This is a genomic window from Streptomyces catenulae (assembly GCF_000718015.1).
GTDB lineage: Bacteria > Actinomycetota > Actinomycetes > Streptomycetales > Streptomycetaceae > Streptomyces > Streptomyces catenulae.
This window is the reverse complement of sequence record NZ_JODY01000054.1, coordinates 1-26,000: the sequence shown is the minus strand read 5'-3', so window position 1 is coordinate 26,000 and position 26,000 is coordinate 1. Positions and strand designations below refer to the sequence as shown.

Annotated in this window: 20 protein-coding genes; 8 read left to right on the top strand and 12 right to left on the bottom strand. The window is 71.7% G+C overall.

All coding sequences use genetic code 11. The features are described from left to right. Positions 1-645: 645 nt before the first annotated feature. Positions 646-2,163 carry a gamma-aminobutyraldehyde dehydrogenase gene (locus tag IF23_RS0129850; RefSeq protein WP_030289250.1) on the bottom strand — a complete coding sequence of 506 codons (1,518 nt, stop codon included), beginning with the start codon at positions 2,161-2,163 and terminating at the stop codon, positions 646-648. A gap of 200 nt (positions 2,164-2,363) precedes the next feature. Here IF23_RS0129850 and IF23_RS0129845 point away from each other — a divergent pair, with 200 nt between their 5' ends. Both IF23_RS0129845 and IF23_RS0129840 read left to right on the top strand, forming a co-directional pair. After that, positions 2,364-2,981: a riboflavin biosynthesis intermediates N-glycosidase gene (locus IF23_RS0129845; protein WP_030289248.1), complete on the top strand. Its 618-nt coding sequence runs from the start codon at positions 2,364-2,366 to the stop codon at positions 2,979-2,981. Positions 2,982-3,306: 325 nt separating this feature from the next. Further along, positions 3,307-4,329 carry an adenosine deaminase gene (locus IF23_RS0129840; protein WP_030289246.1) on the top strand — a complete coding sequence of 341 codons (1,023 nt, stop codon included), beginning with the start codon at positions 3,307-3,309 and terminating at the stop codon, positions 4,327-4,329. 282 nt (positions 4,330-4,611) lie between these two features. On the opposite strand, the gene IF23_RS0129835 is transcribed toward IF23_RS0129840, so the two are convergent. Together IF23_RS0129835 and IF23_RS0129830 are read right to left on the bottom strand one after the other, a co-directional pair. Continuing rightward, a complete protein-coding gene (locus IF23_RS0129835) occupies positions 4,612-5,793 on the bottom strand; it encodes a polyamine ABC transporter substrate-binding protein (protein WP_030289245.1) in 1,182 nt (393 codons plus the stop codon). A 545-nt stretch (positions 5,794-6,338) separates the two neighbouring features. After that, positions 6,339-7,793 carry a gamma-aminobutyraldehyde dehydrogenase gene (locus IF23_RS0129830; protein ID WP_030289244.1) on the bottom strand — a complete coding sequence of 485 codons (1,455 nt, stop codon included), beginning with the start codon at positions 7,791-7,793 and terminating at the stop codon, positions 6,339-6,341. Positions 7,794-7,972: 179 nt separating this feature from the next. Here IF23_RS0129830 and IF23_RS0129825 point away from each other — a divergent pair, with 179 nt between their 5' ends. The 5 genes from IF23_RS0129825 (at position 7,973) to IF23_RS0129805 (ending at position 13,309) form a co-directional block, all read left to right on the top strand. Further along, positions 7,973-8,464, top strand: coding sequence for an Lrp/AsnC family transcriptional regulator (locus IF23_RS0129825; protein ID WP_030289243.1), 492 nt, complete (start codon positions 7,973-7,975; stop codon positions 8,462-8,464). Between the two features lie 2 nt (positions 8,465-8,466). After that, on the top strand, positions 8,467-9,828 hold the full coding sequence (locus tag IF23_RS0129820) for an aspartate aminotransferase family protein (RefSeq protein ID WP_030289241.1): 1,362 nt from the start codon (positions 8,467-8,469) through the stop codon (positions 9,826-9,828). A gap of 235 nt (positions 9,829-10,063) precedes the next feature. Continuing rightward, positions 10,064-10,798, top strand: coding sequence for an ABC transporter ATP-binding protein (locus tag IF23_RS0129815; RefSeq protein ID WP_030289239.1), 735 nt, complete (start codon positions 10,064-10,066; stop codon positions 10,796-10,798). Further along, positions 10,780-11,982, top strand: a complete 1,203-nt coding sequence (locus tag IF23_RS0129810; protein WP_030289237.1) for a hypothetical protein — start codon at positions 10,780-10,782, stop codon at positions 11,980-11,982. Before IF23_RS0129815 ends, IF23_RS0129810 begins: the two co-directional genes overlap by 19 nt. A 355-nt stretch (positions 11,983-12,337) precedes the next feature. Then, positions 12,338-13,309 (top strand): DMT family protein, encoded by a 972-nt coding sequence (locus tag IF23_RS0129805; protein WP_051739988.1) that lies wholly within the window; start codon positions 12,338-12,340, stop codon positions 13,307-13,309. Positions 13,310-13,542: 233 nt separating this feature from the next. On the opposite strand, the gene IF23_RS0129800 is transcribed toward IF23_RS0129805, so the two are convergent. The 9 genes from IF23_RS0129800 to rpsB all read right to left on the bottom strand — a co-directional run bounded on the left by IF23_RS0129800 (position 13,543) and on the right by rpsB (position 23,770). After that, entirely contained in the window at positions 13,543-14,691 is a 1,149-nt protein-coding gene (locus tag IF23_RS0129800) for an ABC transporter ATP-binding protein (protein WP_078654359.1), read from the bottom strand. Beyond that, the gene (locus IF23_RS0129795; RefSeq protein ID WP_245655160.1) at positions 14,692-16,335 is read right to left on the bottom strand and encodes an ABC transporter permease; all 1,644 of its coding nucleotides are present in this window, start codon (positions 16,333-16,335) and stop codon (positions 14,692-14,694) included. A gap of 20 nt (positions 16,336-16,355) precedes the next feature. Next, a complete protein-coding gene (locus IF23_RS0129790; protein WP_051739990.1) occupies positions 16,356-17,375 on the bottom strand; it encodes a thiamine ABC transporter substrate-binding protein in 1,020 nt (339 codons plus the stop codon). Positions 17,376-17,699: 324 nt separating this feature from the next. Then, entirely contained in the window at positions 17,700-18,806 is a 1,107-nt protein-coding gene (rlmN, locus tag IF23_RS0129785) for a dual-specificity RNA methyltransferase RlmN (protein WP_030289228.1), read from the bottom strand. Between the two features lie 225 nt (positions 18,807-19,031). Beyond that, complete coding sequence (locus IF23_RS0129780; RefSeq protein WP_030289225.1) at positions 19,032-20,234, bottom strand: phosphatidate cytidylyltransferase; 1,203 nt, start codon at positions 20,232-20,234, stop codon at positions 19,032-19,034. Continuing rightward, positions 20,234-20,791 (bottom strand): ribosome recycling factor, encoded by a 558-nt coding sequence (frr, locus tag IF23_RS0129775; RefSeq protein WP_030289224.1) that lies wholly within the window; start codon positions 20,789-20,791, stop codon positions 20,234-20,236. Before frr ends, IF23_RS0129780 begins: the two co-directional genes overlap by 1 nt. A 177-nt stretch (positions 20,792-20,968) precedes the next feature. Beyond that, on the bottom strand, positions 20,969-21,742 hold the full coding sequence (gene pyrH, locus IF23_RS0129770; RefSeq protein ID WP_030289223.1) for a UMP kinase: 774 nt from the start codon (positions 21,740-21,742) through the stop codon (positions 20,969-20,971). 211 nt (positions 21,743-21,953) lie between these two features. Next, positions 21,954-22,790 (bottom strand): translation elongation factor Ts, encoded by an 837-nt coding sequence (gene tsf, locus IF23_RS0129765; protein ID WP_030289222.1) that lies wholly within the window; start codon positions 22,788-22,790, stop codon positions 21,954-21,956. A 98-nt stretch (positions 22,791-22,888) separates the two neighbouring features. Continuing rightward, complete coding sequence (rpsB, locus tag IF23_RS0129760) at positions 22,889-23,770, bottom strand: 30S ribosomal protein S2 (protein ID WP_030289220.1); 882 nt, start codon at positions 23,768-23,770, stop codon at positions 22,889-22,891. 432 nt (positions 23,771-24,202) lie between these two features. Here rpsB and IF23_RS35545 point away from each other — a divergent pair, with 432 nt between their 5' ends. After that, a complete protein-coding gene (locus tag IF23_RS35545) occupies positions 24,203-25,915 on the top strand; it encodes a peptidoglycan DD-metalloendopeptidase family protein (RefSeq protein WP_342667944.1) in 1,713 nt (570 codons plus the stop codon). Positions 25,916-26,000 lie beyond the last annotated feature (85 nt).

The window sequence follows — 26,000 nt, the reverse complement described above, 5'->3', positions numbered from 1 at the left end:
GCGTGGGGCACGGTGTGTGGGGCGCTCGCGGTGCACGGGGGTGTGGGGGCCTGTTGGTGGGGTGGAGGTGGTGCGTTGGGGTCCGTGCTTGCCTCGTCCCCGTGCACGGGGACGGGGCGGGGCGCATGGGGCGGAGCGGGCTCCTCGCACAGAGGCGGGGCGCCGGGATCCCGACGGGGGTCGAGGCCGTACCGGTACGGCGATCCCGTGCACGGGGCGCGGGGCACGGGCCCCTTCGCCGACGCCACCGGCATGGCGCGCCGTCAGCCATCTGTCCTCGCCGTACGACCTGTGCCGGGCCGGGCCCCGCCGCTCCGGCCTCATGCGGGGCGCCACGCGGCACGCCCCATGCCCGGCGCCCCATGCCCGGCGCCCCATGCCCGGCGCCTCCCGTGCAGCCGACGGCAGAGGCGGCGCGCCCCGAGCGGGCCCAAGGCGAGGCGCGTACGCGAGGTTTGAGGGCACCGTATGGGGCGCCGACGCGCGGTGTCCGTCCCGCCGGTGCGGCCCGCATGGGGCGCCCGCCCCATGCGGCACCCGCCACACAGGCGCCGGACGTCCCGCCCGGCGCCCCTTGCGGCAAGCGCCCTGCGGCAGCCCCGTGCCCCACTGCGTACGCCTCGCGCCGCACGCCCCGTAGCGGAGTTACGCCCGGTCTCCGAAGACGGTCCGGTGCCAGTCCTTCCTCGCCGTCCCGGTGATGTCGTACATGACGTGCTTGACCTGCGTGTACTCCTCGAAGGAGTAGGCGGACATGTCCTTGCCGTAGCCGGATGCCTTGGCGCCGCCGTGCGGCATCTCGCTGATGATCGGGATGTGGTCGTTGACCCACACGCAACCGGTCTTGATCTCGCGGGTGGCGCGCCCCGTGCGGTACACGTCCCGGCTCCATGCGGAGGCGGCGAGCCCGTAGGGGGTGTCGTTGGCGAGCGCGATGCCCTCGTCGTCGCTGTCGAAGGGCAGCACCACCAGCACCGGGCCGAAGATCTCCGACTGGACGATCTCGCTGTCCTGGGGAGCACCGGTGATCAGGGTGGGCCGGTAGTACGCGCCCTTCGCCAGGACGCCCTGGGGCGCCTCGCCGCCGGTGACGACGGTGGCGTAGGCGCGGGCCCGGTCGACGAAACCGGCGACGCGGTCACGCTGGGCGTGCGAGATGAGCGGGCCGAGGTCGGTGGAGCGGTCGAAGGGGTCACCGACCCGTACGGTCGCCATGAGGTCGGCGACACCGGCCACGAACGCGTCGTACAGGGGGCGCTGGACGTACGCCCGGGTCGCCGCGGTGCAGTCCTGGCCCGAGTTGATCAGGGCACCGGCGACCGCCCCGTGCACGGCCGCCTCCAGGTCCGCGTCGTCGAAGACCACGAACGGAGCCTTGCCGCCCAGTTCGAGGTGGAGGCGTTTGACGGTGGCCGTGGCGACCTCGGCGACACGCTTGCCGACGGCGGTCGAGCCGGTGAACGACGTCATCGCGACGTCGGGGTGGCCGACGAGGTGTTCACCGGCGTCCCGCCCCGCGCCGGAGACGATGTTCAGGGCCCCGTCCGGCAGCCCCGCGCGGGTGGCGGCCTGCGCGAACATCAGGGAGGTCAGCGGGGTGATCTCGGCGGGCTTGAGGACGATGGTGTTCCCGGCGGCGAGCGCGGGCAGCACCTTCCACGCGGCCATCTGGAGCGGGTAGTTCCAGGGCGCGATGGAGCCGACGACGCCGACGGCCTCGCGCCGCACGGCGGAGGTGTGGTCGGGGCTGTACTCCGCCGCGGCCTTGCCCTCCAGGTGGCGGGCGGCACCCGCGAAGAACGCCGCGTTGTCGACGGAGCCCGGAACGTCGAACTCCTCGCTGAGCTTGAGGGGCTTTCCGCAGTTCAGCGACTCGGCGTAGGCGAGGTCGGCGGAGTCCTCGGCGAGCGCCGCGGCGAAGCGGTGCAGCGTGTCGGAGCGCTCCCCCGGGGTGGCGCCGCTCCATGCGGGGAAGGCACGGCGCGCGGCGTCGACCGCGGCGTCCACGTCGCCGGTTCCGGCCAGCGCATAGGTGTGGATCTGCTCACCGGTCGCCGGGTCCACCACGGCCTGGGTGCGGCCCGATGTGCCGCTCCGAAGCCGTCCGTCGATGAATTGCGCACCCTCGGCAAACCGCTCGGACACATCGAATCGCTGATCCATGGTGCTCTCCTGAGCCGGTCCAGAGCCGTTCCACGGCACGACCGGGCGTAGCTCATTGCGGAAATGATGGCCGATCCTGACAGAGCCCCTGGTGCCCAACAAGGGATTCCGTAGTTTCCTTTTGGTCACGCGACGAATTCTGCGAATTCCGTCGTGCGGGCGCCCGACACGTTGTCGGTGCCCGCTGACAGAATCCCGGCATGATGCACGACGCGACGGGGACCGCACGGAACGACGCCGCCGACCTCCCTCCGGATCTGCCCGCACTGCGCCGGGCGGTGGCCGCGGGGCGGCGCTTCCGGTACATCCACTTCTGGGGTCATGCCCCGCGCCGCGACGGTGCGCTCGGGCCGAGTTGCCTCAGTCAGTGGTGGCCCGCCCCGTTCACCGTCGACGGTGTCACCTACGCGACCGCGGAGCACTGGATGATGGCGGGCAAGGCCCGGCTGTTCGGCGATGCCGAGGCGGAGCGGCGGGCCGTCGAGGCGCGCCATCCGGGGGAGGCGAAGGCCGCGGGGCGCACGGTGCGCGGTTTCGACGACGCGCGGTGGCAGGAGCACCGCTTCGCGCTGGTCGTCGAGGGCAGTGTGCACAAGTTCGGCAGCGATCCCGCGCTGGGCGACTTCCTGCGGGCGACCCGCCGCCGCGTCCTGGTGGAGGCCAGTCCGGTGGACCGTATCTGGGGCATCGGCCTGGCCGCCGACGACGAGCGGGCCGCGGACCCGGCCCGCTGGCGGGGCCCCAACCTCCTCGGCTTCGCCCTCATGGAGGCTCGCCGCAGACTCGACGAGACGGAGACGGAGACGGGGGCGGCGTAAGGCGCAAGGCTCCCCGTACCGAACGGCGTCACACGTCCCGGGCGTGCCCCGCCGCGGAGAGCACGGCGCCGGGGCGAACATCCGCACCCAGCGGTACCACTCCGGCGACAGGACCGTCCCCGGCGGCGCGCACCCGCCTGGCGGGCCGGACGGCCGCCGCAGGCCCCACTGCGGAATCGGCTCGGCTTCCTGTCGTTCTCGGCCACGGTGCTCCCCCATTGCGGAGGTTCTGTCAGGGGGAAGACCGGCCCTCGGACGGCGCCGTGGTGCCGCATACGATGACGGGCGTCTCCGCACATCGCTGCGCCACTGACCAGGAGGAACGTTGTCCGATCTCGATGCCTTCATCGCGGGCCTGCCCAAGGCGGAGCTGCATGTCCACCACGTCGGATCGGCCTCCCCCCGGATCGTCGCGGAACTCGCCGCCCGGCATCCGGACTCCGCGGTCCCCACGGACCCCGAGGCGCTGGCCGATTTCTTCACCTTCCGCGACTTCCGGCACTTCATCCAGGTCTACCTCTCCGTCGTGGACCTCATCCGTGACGCGGCGGACGTCCGGCTGCTGACGTACGAGGTCGCCCGCGACATGGCGCGGCAGAACATCCGGTACGCGGAACTGACCGTCACCCCGTTCAGCTCGACCAGTCGCGGTATCCCGGACGCCGCGTTCGTCGAGGCGATCGAGGACGCCCGTAAGGCGGCGGAGGCGGAGCTGGGCGTGGTGCTGCGCTGGTGCTTCGACATTCCCGGCGAGGCGGGCCTGGCGGCGGCCGAGGAGACGACGAGGATCGCCTGTGAGCTGCAGCCCGAGGGGCTGGTGTCGTTCGGGCTCGGCGGGCCCGAGATCGGCGTGCCGCGGGGCCAGTTCGCCCCGTATTTCGACCGTGCTCGCGCGGTGGGGCTGCGCTCCGTGCCCCATGCCGGGGAGACCACGGGGCCGCAGACCATCTGGGACGCGCTCCACGAACTGCGCGCCGAACGCATCGGGCACGGCACCAGCGCCGTCCAGGACCCGAAGCTGCTGGCCCATCTCGCCGAGCATGCCATCCCGTTGGAGGTCTGTCCCACGTCCAACATCGCGACCCGCGCGGTGCGCACGCTGGACGAGCACCCGATCAAGGCGATGGCCGACGCGGGGCTGCTGCTCACGGTCAACAGCGACGACCCGCCCATGTTCGGCACCGACCTCAACGCCGAGTACGGCGTGGCCGCCCGGCTGCTGGACCTGGACACGGACGGTGTCGCGGCGCTGGCGAAGAACGCGGTGACGGCGTCCTTCATGGACGCCCCGGCCAAGGCCCGCCTGTCCGCCGAGATCGACGCCTACGCGGCGGCGCGGCGCGCCTGACGCCGGGCGGGGGCCTGCCCCGTACGGCGGGAACCCGCCGGACGAACCGCCCCTGGGACGGCACCCGCATGGGGCGGCGGGCCCCACACCCTGCCTGCGCACGGGGCGGCTGGCGCCGCACCCTACCTGCGCATGGGCCCCGCGGCGCGGCGCGCATGGGGCCGGTGCCTCGTGCACGGGGCCCGCGGCGCCCCGTACCCCGCAACACTCCGCCCCGTATCGCGTGGGGCGGCGCCCCGTTAACGCTCCGTCGCCGCCCCATGCGCTCGTCCCGCGCGGCGTTCACAGCCCCACGATCGCGTTCCACTCCCCCGCGAGGGCGGGGCGTTCCGCCGCCGTGATGTCGCGGGCGGTGGCGAGGCGCTTGCGCATGGCGGTGTCGGGGAAGATCAGCGGGTCCTCGGCGAGGGCGGCGCGCTCCTTGTCCTTGGAGGCGGCCAGGACCTCACGGGCGGCCGGTACGGGGCAGACGTAGTTGACCCAGGCGGCCAGCTCGGCGGCGATGTCGGGCCGGTAGTAGTGGTCGATGAGCTGCTCGGCGTTGCGCTTGTGGGACGCCAGGTTGGGGATCATCATGCTCTCCGCCCACAGTTCGCCGCCTTCCTCGGGCACCACGAAGGCGATGTCCGGGTTGTCGGCCTTCAGTTGGATGACGTCGCCGGAGTACGCCTGGGCGGCGATCACGTCGCCGGAGTCCAGGTCCTTGATGTAGTCGTTGCCGGTGAACCGGCGGATGTGGCCCCGTGCGACGAGACGGCGCAGCCGGTCGGTCATCCGGTGGAAGTCGTCGGGCCGCCAGCGGGTGATGTCGACGCCCTCGCCCTGGAGCAGCATGGCGAACGCCTCGTCGATCCCGGAGAACAGGCTGATCCGGCCCCGGAGGTCGTCGTGCCACAGGTCGGCGACGCTCCGGATCTCACGGCCGAGGCGGCGGCGGTTGTAGGCGATGCCGGTGATGCCCGACTGCCAGGGCACGCTGTGCCTGCGGTCGGGGTCGAACGACGGGGACGCGAGCTGCGGATCCAGGTTGCGGGCGACATGCGGCTGCGCCGTGCGGTCCATCTCCTGGACCCAGCCGAGGCGGACGTAGCGTGCGCACATCCAGTCGCTGATGACGACCAGGTCGCGCCCCGTGGGCTGGTGGTTCATGAGCGCGGGGCCGATTTTGCCGAAGAACTCGTCGTTGTCGTTGATCTCCTCGGTGTACGTCACGGCGATCCCGGTCCGCCGCCGGAACGCGTCGAGGGTGGGCCGCCGCTGCTTGTCGTGGTCGTCGACGTCGATGTACAGCGGCCAGTTGGCGAAGACGAGCCGGTGGTCGGCCGCCGAACGGTCGGGGGCCGCGCGGTCGGCGGCCCGTACATAGGCGGGCGGCACACCGCATCCGGCGAGGCCGGCGAGCGCCGCCGCCGTACCGATTCCGAAAGTGCCCCGGAGCAGCGAACGCCGCGTGAGTTCCGACATGGCGTGCACTCTCATGCCTCCCGGACGGCGGCGGCAAGCCGACAGAACGTCAACTGCCGGTCCCCCACCCGCGACGGTCTGCCGGGCGAAGCCCCGCATGGGGCGCTGTGCATGGGGCGCTGCGCATGGGGCGCTCAGCCCCCGCACGCATGGGGCACCCGGCACCGGCCCGCACGGGGCACCCGGCGCCCGGCACGCACGAGGGGAAGCCCCAGCTCCCGCATGAGGCGGAGCGCCCCATGCGGAACCCCCCACACGAAACGCCCCCTGCACAGCGCCCCGTCCCCGCATGGCGCACCGCACCACGCACCGAACCGGCAGACCCCACGAGGCCCCACCCCACACCCCGGGCCGCTCCCCGGCAGACGCCCCACCCACCAACGCACACGGCCCCATGCCCCGCGCATGACGCGCGGCGCATGGGGCCACTGACTACGAGAGCCGCGGGACGTTCTCCGCCCGCGCACGAGGCGTACCCCGCCCCACGCACGGGGCGCCCACGCACGGGGCGCCCCGCATGGGGCAAGGCCGTCAGCCCCGTCCCGTCAGCCGTCGAGCGACGTCATCACGTGCTTGACGCGGGTGTAGTCGTCGAAGCCGTACGCGGAGAGGTCCTTGCCGTAGCCGGACTTCTTGAAGCCGCCGTGGGGCATCTCGGCGACGAGCGGGATGTGGGTGTTGATCCACACGCAGCCGAAGTCGAGGGCCTTGGACATCCGCATGGCGCGGGCGTGGTCCTTGGTCCACACCGAGGAGGCGAGGGCGTACTCGACGCCGTTGGCCCACTCCAGGGCCTGCTCCTCGTCGCGGAACGACTGGACGGTGATGACCGGGCCGAACACCTCGTGCTGGATGATCTCGTCGTCCTGCTTGAGGCCGGAGACGACGGTCGGGGCGAAGAAGTAGCCCTTCTCGCCGACCTGCTCGCCGCCCGCCTCGATCTTGGCGTGTGCGGGCAGCCGCTCGATGAAGCCCTTGACCTGCTTGAGCTGGTTGGCGTTGTTCAGCGGGCCGTAGAGCACGTCCTCGTCGTCGACCGCGCCGGTCTTCGTCTCCGAGGCGGCCTTGGCGAGCGCGGCGACGAACTCGTCGTGGATGGACTCGTGGACGAGCACCCGGGTCGCGGCGGTGCAGTCCTGACCGGCGTTGAAGTAACCGGCGACCGAGATGTCCTCGACGGCCTTGGGGATGTCGGTGTCCTCGAAGACCACGACCGGGGCCTTGCCGCCCAGCTCCAGGTGGACGCGCTTGAGGTCCTTGGACGCGGACTCGGCGACCTGCATACCGGCGCGCACGGAGCCGGTGATGGAGGCCATCGCGGGCACCGGGTGCTCGACCATCAGGCGGCCGGTCTCCCGGTCGCCGCAGACGACGTTGAACACGCCGCGGGAGTGGCCCAGTTCGTCCAGCACGGAGCCGATGATCTCGCCGATGAGGGCGGTCGAGGCCGGGGTGGTGTCGGAGGGCTTGATGACGACGGTGTTGCCCGCGGCGAGCGCCGGGGCGAACTTCCACACGGCCATCATCATCGGGTAGTTCCACGGCGCGACCTGGGCGCAGACGCCGATCGGCTCGCGGCGGATGATGGACGTGAAGCCGTCCATGTACTCGCCGGCGGAGCGGCCCTCCAGCATCCGGGCGGCACCCGCGAAGAAGCGGATCTGGTCCACCATCGGCGGGATTTCCTCGGAGCGGACGAGGGCGACCGGCTTGCCGCAGTTCTCGGACTCGGCGGCGATCAGCTCCTCGGCGCGCTCCTCGAAGCGGTCCGCGATCTTGAGGAGGACCTTCTGGCGCTCGGCGGGGATCAGGTCGCGCCAGGCGGGGAAGGCGGCCTCGGCCGCGGCCATCGCCGCGTCCACGTCGGCGGCCCCGGAGAGCGGGGCGGTGGCGTACGGCTCGCCCGTGGCCGGGTTGACCACCTCCGTGGTCCGGCCGTCGGCGGCGTCCCGGAACTCCCCGTCGATGTAGTTGCGCAGACGACGCAGTGCGGTGGTCACTGTGCGCCCCCTTCAATCAGATGTCCGGTGGTTGAGACACCCACCCTAGCCATGAAGGCGACGCTTTCGACACACCCGCCACTCCCTAACAACGGAATCAGTGAAGAATTGATCGCAGCACAACTGATTTCATCGCTCACGGGTTGCGAGACCGACGAGGCTCGTGCACAGTGAGGGACGTGGCCCCCCGCAACAGTCACGACAGACGTGACAGAACCGGCACCCCGTCGATCGATTCCGTCTCCCTGGCGATCATCGAGCAGCTCCAGGAGGACGGGCGCCGTCCGTACGCCGCGATCGGCAAGGCCGTCGGCCTGTCCGAAGCAGCCGTACGCCAGCGCGTACAGAAACTGCTCGACCAAGGCGTGATGCAGATCGTCGCCGTCACCGACCCCCTCACGGTCGGCTTCCGGCGGCAGGCAATGGTCGGCATCAACGTCGAGGGCGACCTCGATCCCGTGGCCGATGCCCTCACCGGCATGGAGGAGGTCGAGTACGTCGTCATGACGGCGGGCTCCTTCGATCTGCTGATCGAGATCGTCTGCGAGGACGACGACCACCTGCTGGAAATGATCAACAAGCGGATCCGCACGCTGCCCGGCGTCCGGACGACCGAGAGCTTCGTCTATCTGAAGCTCCGGAAGCAGACCTACACCTGGGGAACGAGATAGCAATGAGCGCCGACCTCTCCAAGACGGCGTACGACCACCTGTGGATGCACTTCACCCGCATGTCGTCGTACGAGAACGCCCCCGTGCCGACGATCGTGCGCGGCGAGGGCACCAACATCTACGACGACAAGGGCAAGCGCTACATCGACGGTCTGGCCGGCCTCTTCGTGGTCAACGCCGGTCACGGACGGGTGGAGCTGGCCGAGACCGCCGCCAAGCAGGCGCAGGAACTGGCCTTCTTCCCGGTGTGGTCCTACGCCCACCCCAAGGCCGTCGAGCTGGCCGAGCGTCTGGCCGACTACGCCCCCGGCGACCTCAACAAGGTCTTCTTCACCACGGGCGGCGGTGAGGCGGTCGAGACCGCCTGGAAGCTCGCCAAGCAGTACTTCAAGCTCACCGGCAAGCCGATGAAGCACAAGGTGATCTCCCGCGCGGTGGCCTACCACGGCACCCCGCAGGGCGCCCTGTCGATCACCGGCCTCCCGGGCCTGAAGGCGCCCTTCGAGCCGCTGGTCCCCGGCGCGCACAAGGTCCCCAACACCAACATCTACCGCGCCCCGATCCACGGCGACGACCCCGAGGCGTTCGGCCGCTGGGCCGCCGACCAGATCGAGCAGCAGATCCTCTTCGAGGGCCCCGAGACCGTCGCGGCGGTCTTCCTGGAGCCGGTGCAGAACGCCGGTGGCTGCTTCCCGCCGCCCCCCGGCTACTTCCAGCGCGTCCGCGAGATCTGCGACCAGTACGACGTGCTGCTCGTCTCCGACGAGGTCATCTGCGCGTTCGGCCGTCTGGGCACGATGTTCGCGTGCGACAAGTTCGGCTACGTCCCGGACATGATCACCTGCGCCAAGGGCATGACCTCGGGCTACTCCCCGATCGGCGCCTGCATCATCTCCGACCGCCTGGCCGAGCCGTTCTACCGGGGCGACAACACCTTCCTGCACGGCTACACCTTCGGTGGCCACCCGGTCTCGTCCGCCGTGGCGCTCTCCAACTTCGACATCTTCGAGCGCGAGGGCCTGAACAAGCACGTCCTGGAGAACGAGGGCAACTTCCTCTCGACCCTCCAGAAGCTCCACGACCTGCCGATCGTCGGCGACGTCCGCGGCAACGGCTTCTTCTACGGCATCGAGCTGGTCAAGGACAAGAACACGAAGGAATCCTTCAACGAGGAGGAGACCGAGCGCGTTCTGTACGGCTTCCTGTCCAAGGCGCTGTACGACAACGGTCTGTACTGCCGTGCCGACGACCGCGGTGACCCGGTCATCCAGCTGGCGCCGCCGCTCATCGCCGACCAGTCGGTCTTCGACGAGATCGAGCAGATTCTGCGCACCGTGCTGACGGAGGCGTGGACCAAGCTCTGATCCCCCGCGCCGCTCCGGTCCGTTCCGGTCCGGCGTCGAGCAGAAGCTTGCACAATCGAAGATCATGCGGCCCGAATTCGCTCAAGAGAAGCCATAGGGGTGAATTCGGGCCGTTGTGCATGCCCAGCGCCGAATCATGGGGGTCCGCAGTCCTTACCGTGCCAGTGACCGATACCCTCCATGGTCGTTCACCCGGTCGGGGGAACGAACGGACGCGAACGCAAGAGGTGCGCAGATGGTGGCCCCGCCTGACAACGACATTCTCTGGGCCCGCGGCCTGCACCACAGTTACGGCACCGGCACCGCACTCGCCGGAGTCTCCCTCGGCGTCCGCGAAGGGGAGATCCTCGCCGTCACCGGCCCGCGCGGCAGCGGCAAGACGACGTTGCTGCGCTGCCTGTCCGCCCAACTCGCCCCGTCCGAGGGCGAGGTGTGGTTCAACAGTTCACTGGTGCACACCCTCGCCGCGCGCCACCGCGAGCGGCTGCGCCTGGACCGCTTCGGCTGGATCGACACCCAGCCCCACCTCGTGGCCGAACTGACCGCCGGGGAGAACGCCGCCCTGCCGCTGCTGCTGCGCGGCGAGGGCGGGCGCGCCGCGCGGAACACCGCGGCCGAGTGGCTGGACCGGCTCGACGTCGGAGACTGCGCCCGCCGCCGCCCCGCGCAGCTCGACCAGTCGCAGCGGCAGCGCGTCGCCATCGCCCGCGCACTGGCCACCACGCCGCAGGTCCTCTTCGCCGACGAGCCCACCGCGCCGCTGCACCGTGCGGACGCCACCCAGGTGCTGCGCACCCTCACCACGGCGGCCCGCTCGCACCAGATCACCGTGGTCCTCGCCACCCACGACCCGGAGGCGACCTCCCTCGCCGACCGCACCGTCGCCCTCCTCGACGGCCGCCGGTCCAGCGGCGGCGCCGTCTCCGCCCCCGACGCGGAAAGCAGGGCAGCGTGCTCGCTCTCCGTCTAGCCCGCGGTACGCGCCCCCTGGTGCTGGCGCGGCGCGCCGCCGTCGCCGCGGCGGCCGGGGGCACCGGATTCCTGCTGCTGGCCACCCTCGGCCACGCCACCGCGCACCCCACGGACTCCGGCCAGGCCGCGGTGCGGCTGCTGTGGTGTCTGGCGCCGCTCGCCGCGACCGCGCAGCTCGCGGTGGCGGTGGCGCGTACGGATCCCGCCGCGCGGCTCCAACGGGGCATGGCGGCGGCGGGGCTGGGCCCGTTCCGGCTGACGCTGCTCGCCGCCGTCTCCACCGCGCTCACCGGCGTGCTGGGAGCCGTGGCGGCGCTGCTGGTCTTCCTCCGGCTCCGCGGCGGTCTCGGCGCCGCGCCGTGGCCGAAGGTCGCCACGGAGCTGCTCGGCGCGGGGCACCCGCTGCCGATCGCCGGGACGACGCTGCTGCTGGCGCTGGTGCCGCTGGTCATGGCCGGGGCGACCGCCCTGGCGCTGCGTCCGCGCGAGGCCCCTCCGGCGCCGACGCCCGCGCCGTCGGAGGCGGAGCCGGACGACGGTGCCGACGGGGCGCCCCGCACGGCGCCCGCCGCCCCGTCCGGCCTGCCGTGGGGCATCGCCCTGACGGCGGTGGGGCTGACCGTCGAGACGTACGCGGGGCGCGGGGCGGCCACGGGCTCCGGTCTGCTGCCGCTGCCGGGCCGCCTGGTGGGCAGTCCCCCGGGCGTCCTGGCCGGGTGGGCACTGTCCGCCGTGGGGCTGGTCCTGGCGGGACCGGGCCTGGTGCACCTGTGCGGACGGCTGCTGTGCGCGGGCCGTCCCGGCGCGCTCCGGCTGCTGGCCGGGCGGGTGCTCCAGGAAGAGGCGCGGCGGATCGGCCGCCCCATCGGGGTGCTGTGCGCGGTGGCATCGGGTGGCTACGCCGCCATGAAGGTGTTCCGCGCCGCGCCGCTGGAGACGTTCGGGCCGCTGACCGCGGTCGGTGCGGCCGTCGTACTGGGCTGCGTCCTGGCGAGCGCGCTCGCCGCCGGACTGGAGTCCCGCGCCGCACGGGCCGACGCCACCGCGGCCCTCCGCAGGCTCGGCGCCCCCGCCGCCCTCCTCCGCCGCGCCGCCACCCTCCGCGCCGCCACCCTGGTACTCGTCCTGGCCCCCCTCACCTGGGGCGTGGCCGAACTGGCCACGGTGCCGTTGGTGCGGTGAGGTCGGAGCGGATGGGCATGGGGCGGGGCGTGGGGCGCGGGCATGGGGCGTGATGCAAACCCCGCCCCATGCGCTGCGCACCATGCGTTGCGCCCCATGCACGCGGGTCGTCCGAACGGCGCCCAGAGCGGCTCGGGAACGGGCGGGCGCGCGGCCCGGTCCGGGCACCCGCTCCGCCCCATGCGTCCATGACCGTGCCCGCCTGGAGTCCTGCCCGGGACATCCGTCCGCCCCGTAGAAGCAACCCGTCCACCCGAAAGCACGTCTGCATGGCCGGGTAACGCAGTGGTGAGATGCACGCCCGCGGTATCGGGGCGAGCCACGGTGCGGCGGACGGGCGCGAACGGAGCACGTGGTGATCATCGGTCTTGTGACCGCCGTGGCGGCCTCCGCCTGTTACGGCGCGGGGTCCGTACTGCAGGCGGTGGGGTCGCGCAGATCCGCCCGCCAGGAAGGGGCCGTGGCCCCTTCCTCCGGTGTGACACAGCACGGCGGCCCCAGTCTCTCGTCGACCGCGAAGGCCGCGGTGACCTGGGAGTTTCTCGTCGGCACCGGCCTGGACTTCCTCGGCTTCGTCCTGGGCGCGCTGGCCGCGCGGCTGCTGCCGCTGTTCCTCTCCCAGACGGTGATCAGCGCCAACCTGGTGATCACCGCGCTGCTGAGCATCAGGATGCTGGGCATCCGGCTGACCCGCCCCGAGTGGACGTCGATCGCCGTGGTGTGCTCGGCGCTGGTGCTGCTGGCCACCGCCGCGGGCCACGAGGGCGGCGGCGCCACCCCGCTCGCCACCCACTGGTGGCTGCTGGCCGCGTCCGTGCTGCTGATCGGCGTCGGCACCCTCGTCGTACGGCTGCTCGGCGCCCGCGCGGCCATCCCCGCCGGTCTGCTCTCCGGCCTGGGCTTCGGCGCACTCGGCGTCGGCGTACGCGTCCTGAACGGCGTGGCCCCGTTCGACCTGCCGACCCTGCTGAGCGACCCGGCCCTCTACGCGATCCTCGTGGCGGGCCTCGGCGGCATGTATCTGCACACCGTGGCGTTGCAGATCGGCTCGGTGAACGGTGCGACGGCGGCGCTGGTGGTCGGCGAGACGGTGGTGCCCGGCATCCTCGGCGTGCTGTGGCTCGGTGACGCCTCCCGCCCCGGCTTCGCCTGGGTGGCCGTCCTCGGCTTCGTCCTCGCGGTCGCCGGAGCGGTGGCCGTCGCCTGGTTCGGCTCCTCGGAAACGGACCTCACCGCGATCCCTCCGGGCGATGCGGACAGCACCCGCGACACGGGAGATCCAGGGGACACGGGACGGAGTCTCCCCGAGGACGTGGCGCGACGCTGACGCCGCCACGGGGCGGGTCGACCGATGCGCGCATGAGGCACGCGTCGGGTCACTGATGGTGCGCATGCGTTCCGGGTCCACCGGCTGCATGGGGCGGCGGGCCGCATGGGGCCATGCCCCAGCTCCGTCCGAGCGGCGGCGCCCCATGCAGTCCGCCCCATGCGGCCCGCGCCCCATGCAGTCCACCCCGCACGGCCCGCCTCATGCCCGAACCGCCACGTCCTCGTGCTCCGCTACTCCGACCGCTCCCCCACTGCTTCGACGCCCGGCGTTCCCGACGCAGGCCCGCCGTCGCCCGGCGTTCCCTCCCGCGTCGCCCCCAGCACCACCACGTCCTCCGGTACGAACCGCGCCCCCACCCGCTGCCCGGGTTCCGGCGCGTCCCCGAGTGCGCAGGCCGCCTCCAGCTGCGGGCCGTCGGTCGGCTGGAGGAGGAGGGCCACATGCGTACCGCGGAAGGTGCGGGAGGTGACGGTGCACGGCAGGCCGTCCTCAGGCTCGGTGAGCCGGACCCCGGCCGGGCGCACCAGCAGTCGGCACGCCCCGTCCGCCGCACCGTGCGGCACCGGCACCTTGCCCCAGGCGGTCTCGGCCACCCCGCCCCGTACCGTCGCCTCGACCACGTTGTCGAAGCCGAGGAACCGGGCGACGAACTCGGTGGCGGGGCGCTGCCAGACCTCCAGCGGTGTGCCGGTCTGCGCGATGCCGCCGTTCTGCATGACGACGACACGGTCGGCCAGTGCGAACGCCTCCCCTTGGTCGTGGGTGACGGCCAGCACCGTCGTCCCCAGTGTGCGGAAGAGGTCCCGCAGTTCGACGACGAGACGTTCGCGCAGCCCGCGGTCGAGCTGTCCGAGCGGCTCGTCGAGCATCAGCAGCCGGGGGCGTGGGGCGAGGGCCCGGGCGAGGGCGACCCGCTGCTGCTCGCCGCCGGAGAGCGACCCGACGGCGCGCCGTGCGGCCCCCGGCAGGCCCACCAGGTCGAGGAGTTCGGCGACGGTGCGGTCCTGCTCGGCGCGGCGCGCCCCGCGCATCCGCAGGCCGAAGGCGACGTTCCCGGCGACATCACGCTGCGGGAACAGCTGATGGTCCTGGAACATCAGGCCGACGCCGCGCCGGTGCGTGGGCACCCGGGCCTGATCGCGTCCCTCCAGGACGACCCGCCCGGCGTCGGCCGACTGCAACCCGGCGACCACCCGCAGCAGGGTCGACTTGCCGCTGCCGCTCGGCCCGAGGACGCAGACGATCTCGTGGGCGGCGACGCCCAGATCGACGGCGTCGAGCGCGGCGGGTGCCCCCTGCCCGCCGAAGCGGACGGTCACCCCGTCCAGGCGCAGCAGATCACGGCGTTCGGTGGGCCGGTCCGTGGTGGTGGCGGTCATCTAGAACTCCCCGGAGTGGTCGGTGCGGAGGCGTTCCAGGGCGAGCAGGGCCCCGGCGCACACCACCATCAAGAGCGTGGACAGGGCCATCGCCTGCCCGTAGTTGAGCTCCCCGGCGCGGCCCAGCAGCCGGGCCACGGCCACCGGCAGGGTCGGGTGGTCGGGGCGGGCGATGAACACCGTCGCGCCGAACTCGCCGAGGGAGACGGCGAAGGCGAAGCCCGCGGCGATCAGCAGGGCGCGGCGCACCATGGGCAGGTCGACCTCCCGCCACACGCGCCACGGGGAGGCGCCCAGGACGGCGGCGGCCTCCCGGAGCCGCCCGTCGACGGCGCGCAGCACCGGCAGCATGGTACGCACCACGAACGGCACTCCGACGAGGGCCTGGGCGAGCGGCACCAGCCACCAGGAGGAGCGCAGGTCCAGCGGCGGCTTGTCGAGGGTGATCAGGAAGCCGAAGCCGACGGTCACCGCGGACACCCCGAGCGGCAGCATCAGCAGCGCGTCGAAGCCGCGCACCAGGCGGCCGCCCCGTCGGGTGAGCGCGGCGGCGGCGAGCCCACCGATCACCAACGCGATGGCGGTGGCCGCGGCGCCGTAGGCCAAGGAGTTCCACAGGGCGTCGAGCGGGGCGACGGCGAAGGTGCTGTCCGCGGACGCGGCGGAGCCCAGCGTGGCGTAAAAGACCGTCCCGTAGCCGTCCGGACCGGCGAAGGAGCGTACGACGAGGACGACGAGCGGGGCCACGAGGAGCACCAGGACCACGGCGACGGTGCCCCACAGCAGCGCCCACTGCCCGCCGCCCCGTGGCCGGTGCGCGGTGCGTGCGGCGTCGACGAGGCGGAGGGTGGTTTCGCGGCGCCGTACCGTCCAGGCGTGCAACGCCAGCAGGCCCAGCACCGCGACGAACTGGATCATGGTCAGGACGGCGGCGGTGGGCAGATCGAGGAAGTCGGCGGTCTGCCGGTAGATCTCCACCTCCAGCGTGGAGAAGGTGGGGCCGCCGAGGATCTGCACCACGCCGAACGAGGTGAAGGTGAACAGGAAGACCATCAGCGCGGCGGCGGCGACGGCGGGGCCGAGCGCGGGCAGCGTCACCCGGCGCCATGCGGCGAACCGCCCGGCGCCGAGCACCCGCGCGGCCTCCTCCTGCCGCGGGTCGAGCTGGCTCCACAGGCCGCCCACGGTGCGGACGACCACGGCGTAGTTGAAGAAGACGTGCGCCAGCAGGATCGCCCACACCGTGGTGTCCAGCCGCACCCCCCACAGGTCGTCGAGGAGCCCGCCGCGGCCGACCAGCGCGAGGAAGGCGGAGCCGACGACGACGGTGGGCAGGACGAACGGGACGGTGACGACGGCGCGCAGCAGCTGCTTGCCGGGGAAGTCGAAGCGGGCGAAGACGTAGGCCCCGGGGAGGGCGACGAGCAGCGTCAGGGCGGTGGAGCCGGCTGCCTGCCAGAGCGTGAACCACAGGACGTGCAGGATGTCCGGGTCGCCGAGGACGGCGGTGAGCCGGCCGAACTGCCAGTGGCCGCCGTCGCGGAGTCCGCGGCCGACGATCGCGGCGACGGGGTAGGCGAAGAACAGCGCGAAGAAGACGAGCGGCAGGGCCAGCAGCCCCATGCGCACCGCGGTGGCGCGCATGGGGCGGCGGCCCCGTGCGGTCACTTCAGAACGAGCGAGAACCACTGCTTGATCCACTGTTCGCGGTGCGCGGTGATCGTCTCGGGCGCGACCGTGGCCGGTTTGTCGATCGTCGCGCCGTACTTGGTGAACAGCGCGGGCACGGCGGCGTCCTTACGCACCGGGTTGACGAACATCTGGAGCGGCATGTCCTCCTGGAACTTCCGGCTCAGCAGGAAGTCCAGCAGCTCCTTGCCGCCCTTCTCGTTCTTCGCGCCCTTGAGCAGGCCACCGAACTCGATCTGGCGGAAGCAGGTGCCGGTGGCCACGCCGGTCGGGCCCTGCTTCGGCTCCGGCTTCTTGCCGAGCACCTCGACGGGCGGGCTGGAGGCGTACGAGACGACCAGCGGCTTGTCGCCCTTGCCCGCGGCGGAGCCCGAGAAGCGCTCGTTGTACGCCTGCTCCCAGCCGTCGACGACCTCCACGCCGTTGACCTTGAGCTTCTTCCAGTAGTCCTGCCAGCCGTCCTGGCCGTACGCGGCGATGGTGCCGAGCTGGAAGGCGAGCCCCGGCGAGGACGTCGCGGAGTTCTCGGTGACCAGCAGGTTCTTGTACTGCGGCTTGATCAGGTCGTCGAAGCTCTTCGGCGGCGCGAGGTGGTGTGCGGTGAAGTACGCGCGGTCGTAGTTGACGCAGGTGTCGCCGTAGTCGAGCGGGGTGACGTGGTGCCCGGCTTTGTCCAGTTGGAGTGCGTCCGGCACCGTGTCGAGCCCCTTGGCGCGGTACGGGGCGAAGATCCCGGCCTTCAGGCCGCGTGAGAGCAGGGTGTTGTCGATGCCGAAGAAGACGTCGCCCTGTGGGTTGTCCTTGGAGAGGATCGCCTGGTTGACGGCCTTGCCCGCGTCGCCGCCCTTGAGGATGCGGACCTTGTAGCCGCTCTGCTTCTCGAAGTCGGCGAGCACCGATTTCGAGGCGTTGAACGAGTCGTGGCTGACGAGCGTGACGGTCTTGGCGTCCGCCGCGTCATCGCCGGAGGTGCCGCAGGCGGCGAGTCCGCCCATGGTGGCGGCGGCGACCGTGACGGCCACGGCGGCTCTGCGGGTGGTGGTGCGGTTGGTGTGACCCACTGATGTTCCTCCTGGCTGGCCAGGAAGAGACGCGGCCCCGCGCCGCGCCGCACGGGGCGCGTCGGAACGCGTGCCGTGCGGCGCCGCACGGGGCGCAACAGCATGAGTGATGACCGAACTTCCTACCCGGAATGACCCGGGCGAGGTTCAAGGGTCTGCGGGTCCCCCGTATCGCTACGGTCTCCCCGCACTCTCAGCGCTGTGGCGCTCCCCTGTCGGAATGTGCATTTGTTCGATCACACGGTACCAGCGCGGGACTCAGCGCTCGGAGGCGGCGAGCTGCCCGCAGGCCCCGTCGATCTCCTGGCCCCGTGTGTCGCGCACCGTCACCGGCACGCCGTGCGCCTCGATGGCCCGGACGAACGCCCGCTCGTCCTCGGGCCGTGAGGCGGTCCACTTCGACCCGGGCGTCGGGTTCAGCGGGATGAGGTTCACATGGACGCGCCGCCCCTTGAGCAGCCGTCCGAGCAGGTCACCGCGCCATGCCTGGTCGTTGATGTCGCGGATGAGGGCGTACTCGATGGAGATCCGGCGGCCGGACTTCTCCGCGTACTCCCACGCCGCGTCGAGGACCTCACGGACCTTCCAGCGGGTGTTGACCGGCACCAGCGTGTCGCGCAGCTCGTCGTCGGGCGCATGGAGCGAGACGGCGAGGCGGCACTTGAAGCCCTCGTCGGCGAACCGCAGCATCGCCGGAACCAGCCCGACCGTCGACACCGTGATACCGCGCTGGGACAGCCCCAGGCCGTCCGGCTCGGGGTCGGTGAGCCGCCGGATGGCGCCGACGACCCGCTTGTAGTTGGCGAGCGGCTCCCCCATGCCCATGAACACGATGTTGGACAGCCGCGCGGGGCCACCGGGCACCTCGCCGTCGCGCAGCGCCCGCATGCCGTCGACGATCTGGTGGACGATCTCCGCCGTCGAGAGGTTACGGTCCAGACCGGCCTGCCCCGTGGCGCAGAACGGGCAGTTCATCCCGCAGCCGGCCTGCGAGGAGATGCACATGGTGACGCGGTCCGGGTACCGCATCAGCACCGACTCGACGAGGGTGCCGTCGTGCAGCTTCCAGAGGGTCTTGCGGGTGGTGTCGTCATCGCAGGAGATGTGCCGCACCACGCTCATCAGCTCGGGCAGCAGCTCCGTCGCCAGCTTCTCCCGTGCGGCGGCGGGGATGTCCGTCCACTGCTCCGGGTCGTGCGCGTACCGCGCGAAGTAGTGCTGCGACAGCTGCTTGGCGCGAAACGGCTTCTCCCCGATCGCGGCCACCGCTTCACGGCGCTCCACGGGGCTGAGATCGGCGAGGTGCCGCGGGGGCTTCTTGGCCCCACGCGGCGCGACAAAGGTGAGTTCTCCGGGCTTCGGCATGGTGCATCCAGTGTCGCAGACCCCCGGGGCGGGCCGGGCCGTCCCGAGGGTGGGGGCGGTCACCCCGTACGCATGGGGCCTCGCGCATGGGGTCAGGGGCGGCCGCCCCGCCCCACGCACCCGCCCCGTGCGCACACGCGGAAGCCCCCTGCCCACGGTTTCCCGTCGGCAGGGGGCTTCCCGTCACGCGGTGACGGAGGCGGTGTCAGGCGTGGGGCGTGGCGGTCACCCGGCGCCCACGAAGATCACGAAGAGCAGCCAGACGACCGGGGCGGTGGGCAGCAGGGAGTCGAGCCGGTCCATGATGCCGCCGTGGCCCGGCAGCAGGGTGCCCATGTCCTTGATGCCGAGGTCCCGCTTGATCATGGATTCGCCGAGGTCACCGAGGGTGGCGCTGGCGGCGACGGCGAGGCCCAGCAGCAGCCCCTGCCACCACGCACCGCCCTTGATCAGGAACTCCATGCACAGCGCACCGGCGACCATCGCGAACAGCACGGCGCCGACCAGGCCCTCGCGCGTCTTGCCCGGGCTGATCCGGGGCGCGAGCTTGTGCTTCCCGAACCGCCACCCCACGGCGTACGCGCCGGTGTCGCTGACGACGGTCAGCAGCAGGAACGTCAGCACCCGCTGCGGCCCGTCCGCGTCGGCGGCGAGCATCAGGGCGACGAAGGTGGCGAGGAACGGGACGTAGAACGCGGTGAACACGCCCGCGGTGACGTCCCGCAGGTAGTTCTCCGGCTTCCCCGTCATCCGCCACACCAGAACGGCGAGGGCGGTGAGCGCCATCGCCGCCCATGCGCCACCGGCCCCGCGGACGTACCCGGCGATCACCATGGCGGTGCCGCCGACGGCGAGCGGGATCAGCGGAACCTGGATGTCCTTGCGTTCCGCGAGGCGCGCGGTCAGCTCCCACAGGCCCACGACGACGGCGACCGCTATCACGCCGATGAAGACGGGCTTGTAGACGAAGAGGGAGGCGAGGATGACCACGCCGAGGCCGACGCCCACCCCTATCGCGGCGCGCAGATTACGTCCCGCGCTCTTCTTCTTGGGCTTCTCCGGCTCCGTCGAATGAGGCTTCTGCGGGTCCGTCGAGCCATCGGGCCCGGGGGAACCGGGGAAAGGCGTGGCCATGGGCTCCTGCGGCTTTTCGTCGCGGAACAGGGGGCCGCTCAGGCGAGTGGCCCCCCGGTCGTCCCGGTGGTTCGGGTCATCCCGGGGGCCCCGGTGGTCCCGGTCGTCGTCCTGGTGTCCACCGGTGTCGGGCACGACGGGCAGCGGACGGGTCCGGGCGACCGCTCCCCCGTCGTATGAGTGCCCCGCCGCAGCGGGGGACGCCGCCCCATGCGGCGCGGGGGCCGCCCCGTGGTCCGGCGCCGGTCCCCAGGAACCGGCGCCGGGCGAGGAGCCCCAGGATGACTCGTTCATCAGACCTCGAGGAGCTCGGATTCCTTGTGCTTGAGCAGCTCGTCCACCTGCGCGACGTACTTCGCGGTGGTGTCGTCGAGCTCCTTCTCCGCGCGGCGGACCTCGTCCTCGCCGGTCTCCTTGTCCTTGACCAGCTTGTCCAGGCTCTCCTTGGCCTTGCGGCGGACGCTGCGGATCGAGATCTTCGCGTCCTCGCCCTTGGTCTTGGCGACCTTGATGTAGTCCTTGCGGCGCTCCTCGGTCAGCTCGGGGAACGTCACACGGATGATGTTGCCGTCGTTGCTCGGGTTGACACCGAGGTCCGAGTCACGGATCGCCTGCTCGATGTTGCGCAGGGCGCTCTTGTCGAACGGCGTCACGACGGCCATCCGCGGTTCCGGGACCGAGAACGACGCCAGCTGGTTGATCGGCGTCATCGCACCGTAGTAGTCCGCCACGATCTTGTTGAACATCGCCGGGTGCGCACGCCCCGTGCGGATCGCGGCGAAGTCCTCCTTGGCGACCACGACGGCCTTCTCCATCTTCTCCTCGGCTTCGAGGAGGATCTCTTCGATCACCACTTGCTCCTGGTCTTATTCGTAAGAAGCAGAGCCTCGCCCCTGCCGCGCGTCCACTCCTGCACGGTGTCCGACCGGCAGGCGGTTGTCCATCCCCGTGCCGGTCTCGTCCCCGTGCACGGGAGGTGCCGCGGGGCGCGGGGCGACGGCCCCGTGCCCACGCGGCAGTTGGGGCCGTCAGGCCCGGGTGTCCTGATCGCTGACGAGCGTGCCGATCTTCTCACCCTTCACCGCACGCGCGATGTTGCCCTCGGCGAGCAGTTCGAAGACGAGGATCGGAAGCTTGTTGTCACGGCACAGCGTGATCGCGGTGGCATCGGCGACCTTCAGGTCACGGGTGATGACCTCGCCGTATTCGAGAGCGTCGAACTTGACCGCGTCGGGGTACTTCTTCGGGTCGGCGTCGTACACGCCGTCCACGCCGTTCTTGCCCATCAGCATGGCCTGGGCGTCGATCTCCAGGGCGCGCTGGGCGGCCGTGGTGTCGGTAGAGAAGTACGGCATGCCCATACCGGCGCCGAAGATGACGACGCGGCCCTTCTCCAGGTGGCGCACGGCGCGCAGCGGGATGTACGGCTCCGCGACCTGCCCCATGGTGATGGCGGTCTGGACGCGGGAGTCGATGCCTTCCTTCTCCAGGAAGTCCTGGAGGGCGAGGCAGTTCATGACCGTGCCGAGCATGCCCATGTAGTCGGAGCGGGCCCGGTCCATGCCGCGCTGCTGGAGTTCGGCGCCACGGAAGAAGTTGCCGCCGCCGATCACGATGGCGATCTCGTAGCCGTCGCGTACCACGGCGGCGATCTCGCGGGCGATGGCGTGGACGACGTCGGGGTCGACGCCGAGTCCGCCGCCGCCGGCGAATGCTTCGCCGGACAGCTTGAGCAGGAAGCGTCCCTTCCCGCCGCTGTCGGGATTGCCGGCTTTATCCGAGCCGTCGGCACCGTGGTTCATGTGAAGCTCTCCTCGTACACATACGAAGGAGGCCATTGCCGTGGGTCTGGTCCAGATCCCTGTGCGGCAATGGCCTCCTCGTCACATCTGCGGCCGGCCGGTGTGCGGCCGACTGCGTACGACCCTAATGGGGCCGCGGGTCATTCGCTGCCCTGCACCCGGTGGTCGGCCGTGGCGGCCGGTCGCGGTGGTGCGGGGCGTTCCGGCTCGCTCAGATGCCGACCTTGATGCGCGAGAAGCGCTTCAGGGTGACACCGGCCTCCTGGAGGACCTTCTCGACCGACTTCTTGTTGTCGAGCGCGTAGGGCTGACCGAGCAGCGTCGCGTCCTTGAAGAAGCCGTTGAGACGACCCTCGACGATCTTCGGGAGGGCGGCCTCGGGCTTGCCCTCGGCGCGCGTGGTCTCCTCGGCGACGCGGCGCTCGGCCTCGACGACATCGGCCGGGACGTCGTCCTTGGCCAGGTACTTCGGCGCGAACGCGGCGATGTGCTGGGCGATGCCCTTGGCGACCTCGGCGTTCTCCTTGTCGAGCTCGACGAGGACACCGATCTGCGGGGGCAGGTCGGGCATGGTGCGGTGCATGTAGGCCGCGACGTAGCCGCCGGTGAACTGCGCGAAGCGGTCCAGGACGATCTTCTCGCCCAGGTTGGCGTTGGCCTCGTCGACGAACGCCTGGACGGTCTTGCCGGCCTCGATCTCGGAGGCGAGCAGCGCCTCGATGTCGGCCGGGGAGGTCTTGGCGACGTGCGCGGCGATCTCGTTGGCGACGGCCTGGAACTTCTCGCCCTTGGCGACGAAGTCGGTCTCGCACTTCAGCTCGACGAGAACGCCGGAGGTCTTGTCGTCGGCGATCAGGGAGACCACGGCGCCGTTCTCGGCGGAGCGGCCCTCGCGCTTGGCGACGCCCTTCTGGCCCTTGATGCGCAGCGCCTCGACGGCCTTGTCGACGTTGCCCTCGGCCTCGTCCAGGGCCTTCTTGCAGTCCATCATGCCGGCGCCGGTGAGCTCGCGGAGCTTCTTGACGTCAGCGGCGGTGTAGTTCGCCATGATCTGTGATTCTCTTCTCGAAAGTCGAAAGATCTACGGGTGGACGGCGGGGGCGGTGCTTGTGGCACCGTCCCCCGCCGTCGTCAACCGGTCTGAGGTCAGGCCTGCTCGGCGTCGGCCGCCGGCTTCTCCTCGGCCGCGGCCTCGGCCTCGGCGGGCTTCTCCTCGGCCTTGGGGGCCTCGTCAGCCTTGGGGGCCTCGTCAGCCTTCTTGTCGCCCTCGAGCAGGTCGCGCTCCCACTCGGCCAGCGGCTCGCCGGCGGCCTTCTCACCCTTGGCCTCGGCGCCACCGGAACGGGCGATGAGGCCCTCGGCGACGGCGTCGGCGATCACGCGGGTGAGCAGGGTGACGGAGCGGATCGCGTCGTCGTTGCCCGGGATCTTGTAGTCGACCTCGTCGGGGTCGCAGTTGGTGTCGAGGATCGCGACGACCGGAATGTTGAGCTTCCGGGCCTCACCAACGGCGATGTGCTCCTTCTTGGTGTCCACGATCCAGACGGCGCTGGGCACCTTCTGCATCTCGCGGATACCGCCGAGGGTCTTCTCCAGCTTGGCCTTCTCGCGGGAGAGGACCAGCAGCTCCTTCTTGGTGAGGCCGGACGCGGCCACATCCTCGAAGTCGATCTGCTCGAGCTCCTTCAGGCGCTGCAGGCGCTTGTAGACGGTCGAGAAGTTGGTCAGCATGCCGCCGAGCCAGCGCTGGTTCACGTAGGGCATGCCCACGCGGGTCGCCTGCTCGGCAATGGCCTCCTGGGCCTGCTTCTTGGTGCCGACGAACATGACCGAGCCGCCGTGGGCGACGGTCTCCTTGACGAACTCGTAGGCGCGGTCGATGTACGACAGCGACTGGAGCAGGTCGATGATGTAGATGCCGTTGCGCTCCGTGAAGATGAAACGCTTCATCTTCGGGTTCCAGCGGCGGGTCTGGTGCCCGAAGTGGACGCCGCTCTCCAGCAGCTCCCGCATCGTGACGACGGCCATGGCCGTTCTCCTTGTGTTTCTCGGTTCCACTGCGGCCGGTCGGCCGCGGTGCCTGACGCCCCGACGCGCCTGCCGGGGAGGGAACCTTGCGGAACCGTCCGAGGACCGAGGGGCGCGGCCACCGTGCGGCCCGATAGGGACTGATGCACTGGCGGCGGGGCGTGCGAAGTCGACCCGGTGACCCGGATCGCCATCAGAAGTGTACGGGACGGCCGACGCGCTCAGCGACACACGCCTTTCGCACGGCGCCGCCCCGTGCCGCCTCACCTGCACCGGACCTCACGGACGGCATCGGAGGCCCCATGCCCGGGCGCTACGGGGAGAGCCACGGGGCGCCGTCGGGGTGCGCCGATCGCGGTGATTCTTCCCGGGCGGGTGGTGGCGGACCTTCTCGGGTGGGTGGAGACGGCGCATGGGGGGGACCGCTCGCGCATGGGGCGGGGCGGCTGGTCTTGCCTCATGCGGGCGGTAGGGGTGTGCGGCGGCGGGAGGGACACGCGGTGCGGGTGCGCGGGTACGCGGGCGTGGGGCCTCGCGGCGGGCGCGTGCGGGGCGCGGCCGGGTGTCACCGGAGAGTCACCGGGCGCTGAACTACGGGGCCCTCGTCGAAGGGGAAGAGCGCAGGGGCGAGGCGTATCTCCTGGGGTCCGGGGGCTCACCGGATCGGGTGAGGAGGTTGTCCACAGACGCCGGGTTACCCACAGATCTGGTCCAAGATCCCCGCGCTCGCTCGGACTGCATCACGGTCGAACCATGCGACTTCTCCCGACTCTCCCCCGCCTCCGCGTCCTGCCCGGCCGCCTCCGCCCCTCGTCCCTGTCCGGCCCTCGCTCCGCAGACCTTCCTCCGCCCTGCCTCGGCAGCCGTCGGCCGCCGCGCGTGCGCCGCTTCGATCCGCTGGGTACGTGGTGCCGTACGCGGACGACGCGATCGAGCGGGCACCGTCCAGGCCGCCGGTGTCGGAGCACCGACGGAGAGGGGCCCGCCAGGAAGCTCGGCGTGGCCACTGCGTCGGCAGGCCGACCAGGCTCGCGGGACGTGCCGGTGCATGGCCATCGGTCTCGTGCGCTGGGTGCGTCCGGCGTCGGGCGGTGCGTACGTATCGTGCGCCGGTACAGGCGGCGCTCAGAGCCCGCAGCGGGCCTGCATGCGAAAGCTCCGACGGCCGGTCCCGCGCGGTCGCGCAGTGCGCCGTTCGCCCCGGATCGTGGGGCTCCCTTGCAGGTCACGGCGGTTTCGGCCAGGGGGGTGCTCGCCGCTCTGGCGGCGTTCGCCACCTTCGCCGCTCTCGCCGCGTTCACCGGGGTGGCGGCCGCCAGCGCGGGAGGCGGTGAGTCACCGGCGGAGCCCGGGCCCACCGCTCCGCAGGCAACGGAGGCTCCGGCGCCTGCCGCCGCCGACCGCGCCTGGCCGGTGACCGGCCCAGCCGGAACCCGGCCCACGATTCTGCGCGGCTGGGAGCCACCGCCCGCCCCCTGGGCACCGGGGCACCGCGGGGTGGATCTGGCGGCGGCGCCGGGGGCGACCGTCCGGGCTGCGGCCCCCGGCGAGATCACGTTCGCCGGGGTCGTCGCAGGTCGGGGCGTGGTCACCGTTCAGTTGTCCGGCACCGGAGAGCAGCCACTCCGCACCACGTACGAACCGGTGCACGCCTCGGTACGCAAAGGCGACCGGGTGGAGGCGGGACAGTCGGTGGGCGTCCTCCAGCAGGGGCCATTCCACTGCCATGAGCCCTGCCTCCACTGGGGACTGTTGCGCGGGAAGACCTACCTCGACCCGCTCACCCTGCTTCCCCCGTCCATGCGGAGGAGCGGTCCGTCACGGCTGCTGCCGCTCACCGGTGTGCCGATTCCACCGGACATGCAGCTAGGCGGTGATACCTCGAAGGGACGGGGCGGGCGGGAGGAGGGAGGTCTTCGTGCGGAGCAAGATCACCGTGAGTTGGCTGAGCAGCAAGAGGCGCTCCATGGGGCTGCGTATCGCCTGACCGTCCAGGCGGATCGGGGCGCGGTGGGGAGCCCGGTCAGCTGGGAGAGGGAGAGGGCGCTGACCGTACGGAGCGCACCAGTATGCGGGTCGTCGCGCCCTGGGCGCCGTGGTGGTGCGTCGGCGGCAGGGCGAGAGCGAGCGGGGCCGTCGGGCTGACGCCTGCGGCGGTGGGGAGGGGGGAGGCGGGGGTGGGGTGGGAGCTGTCTCTTATACACATCTCCGAGCCCACGAGACTCCTGAG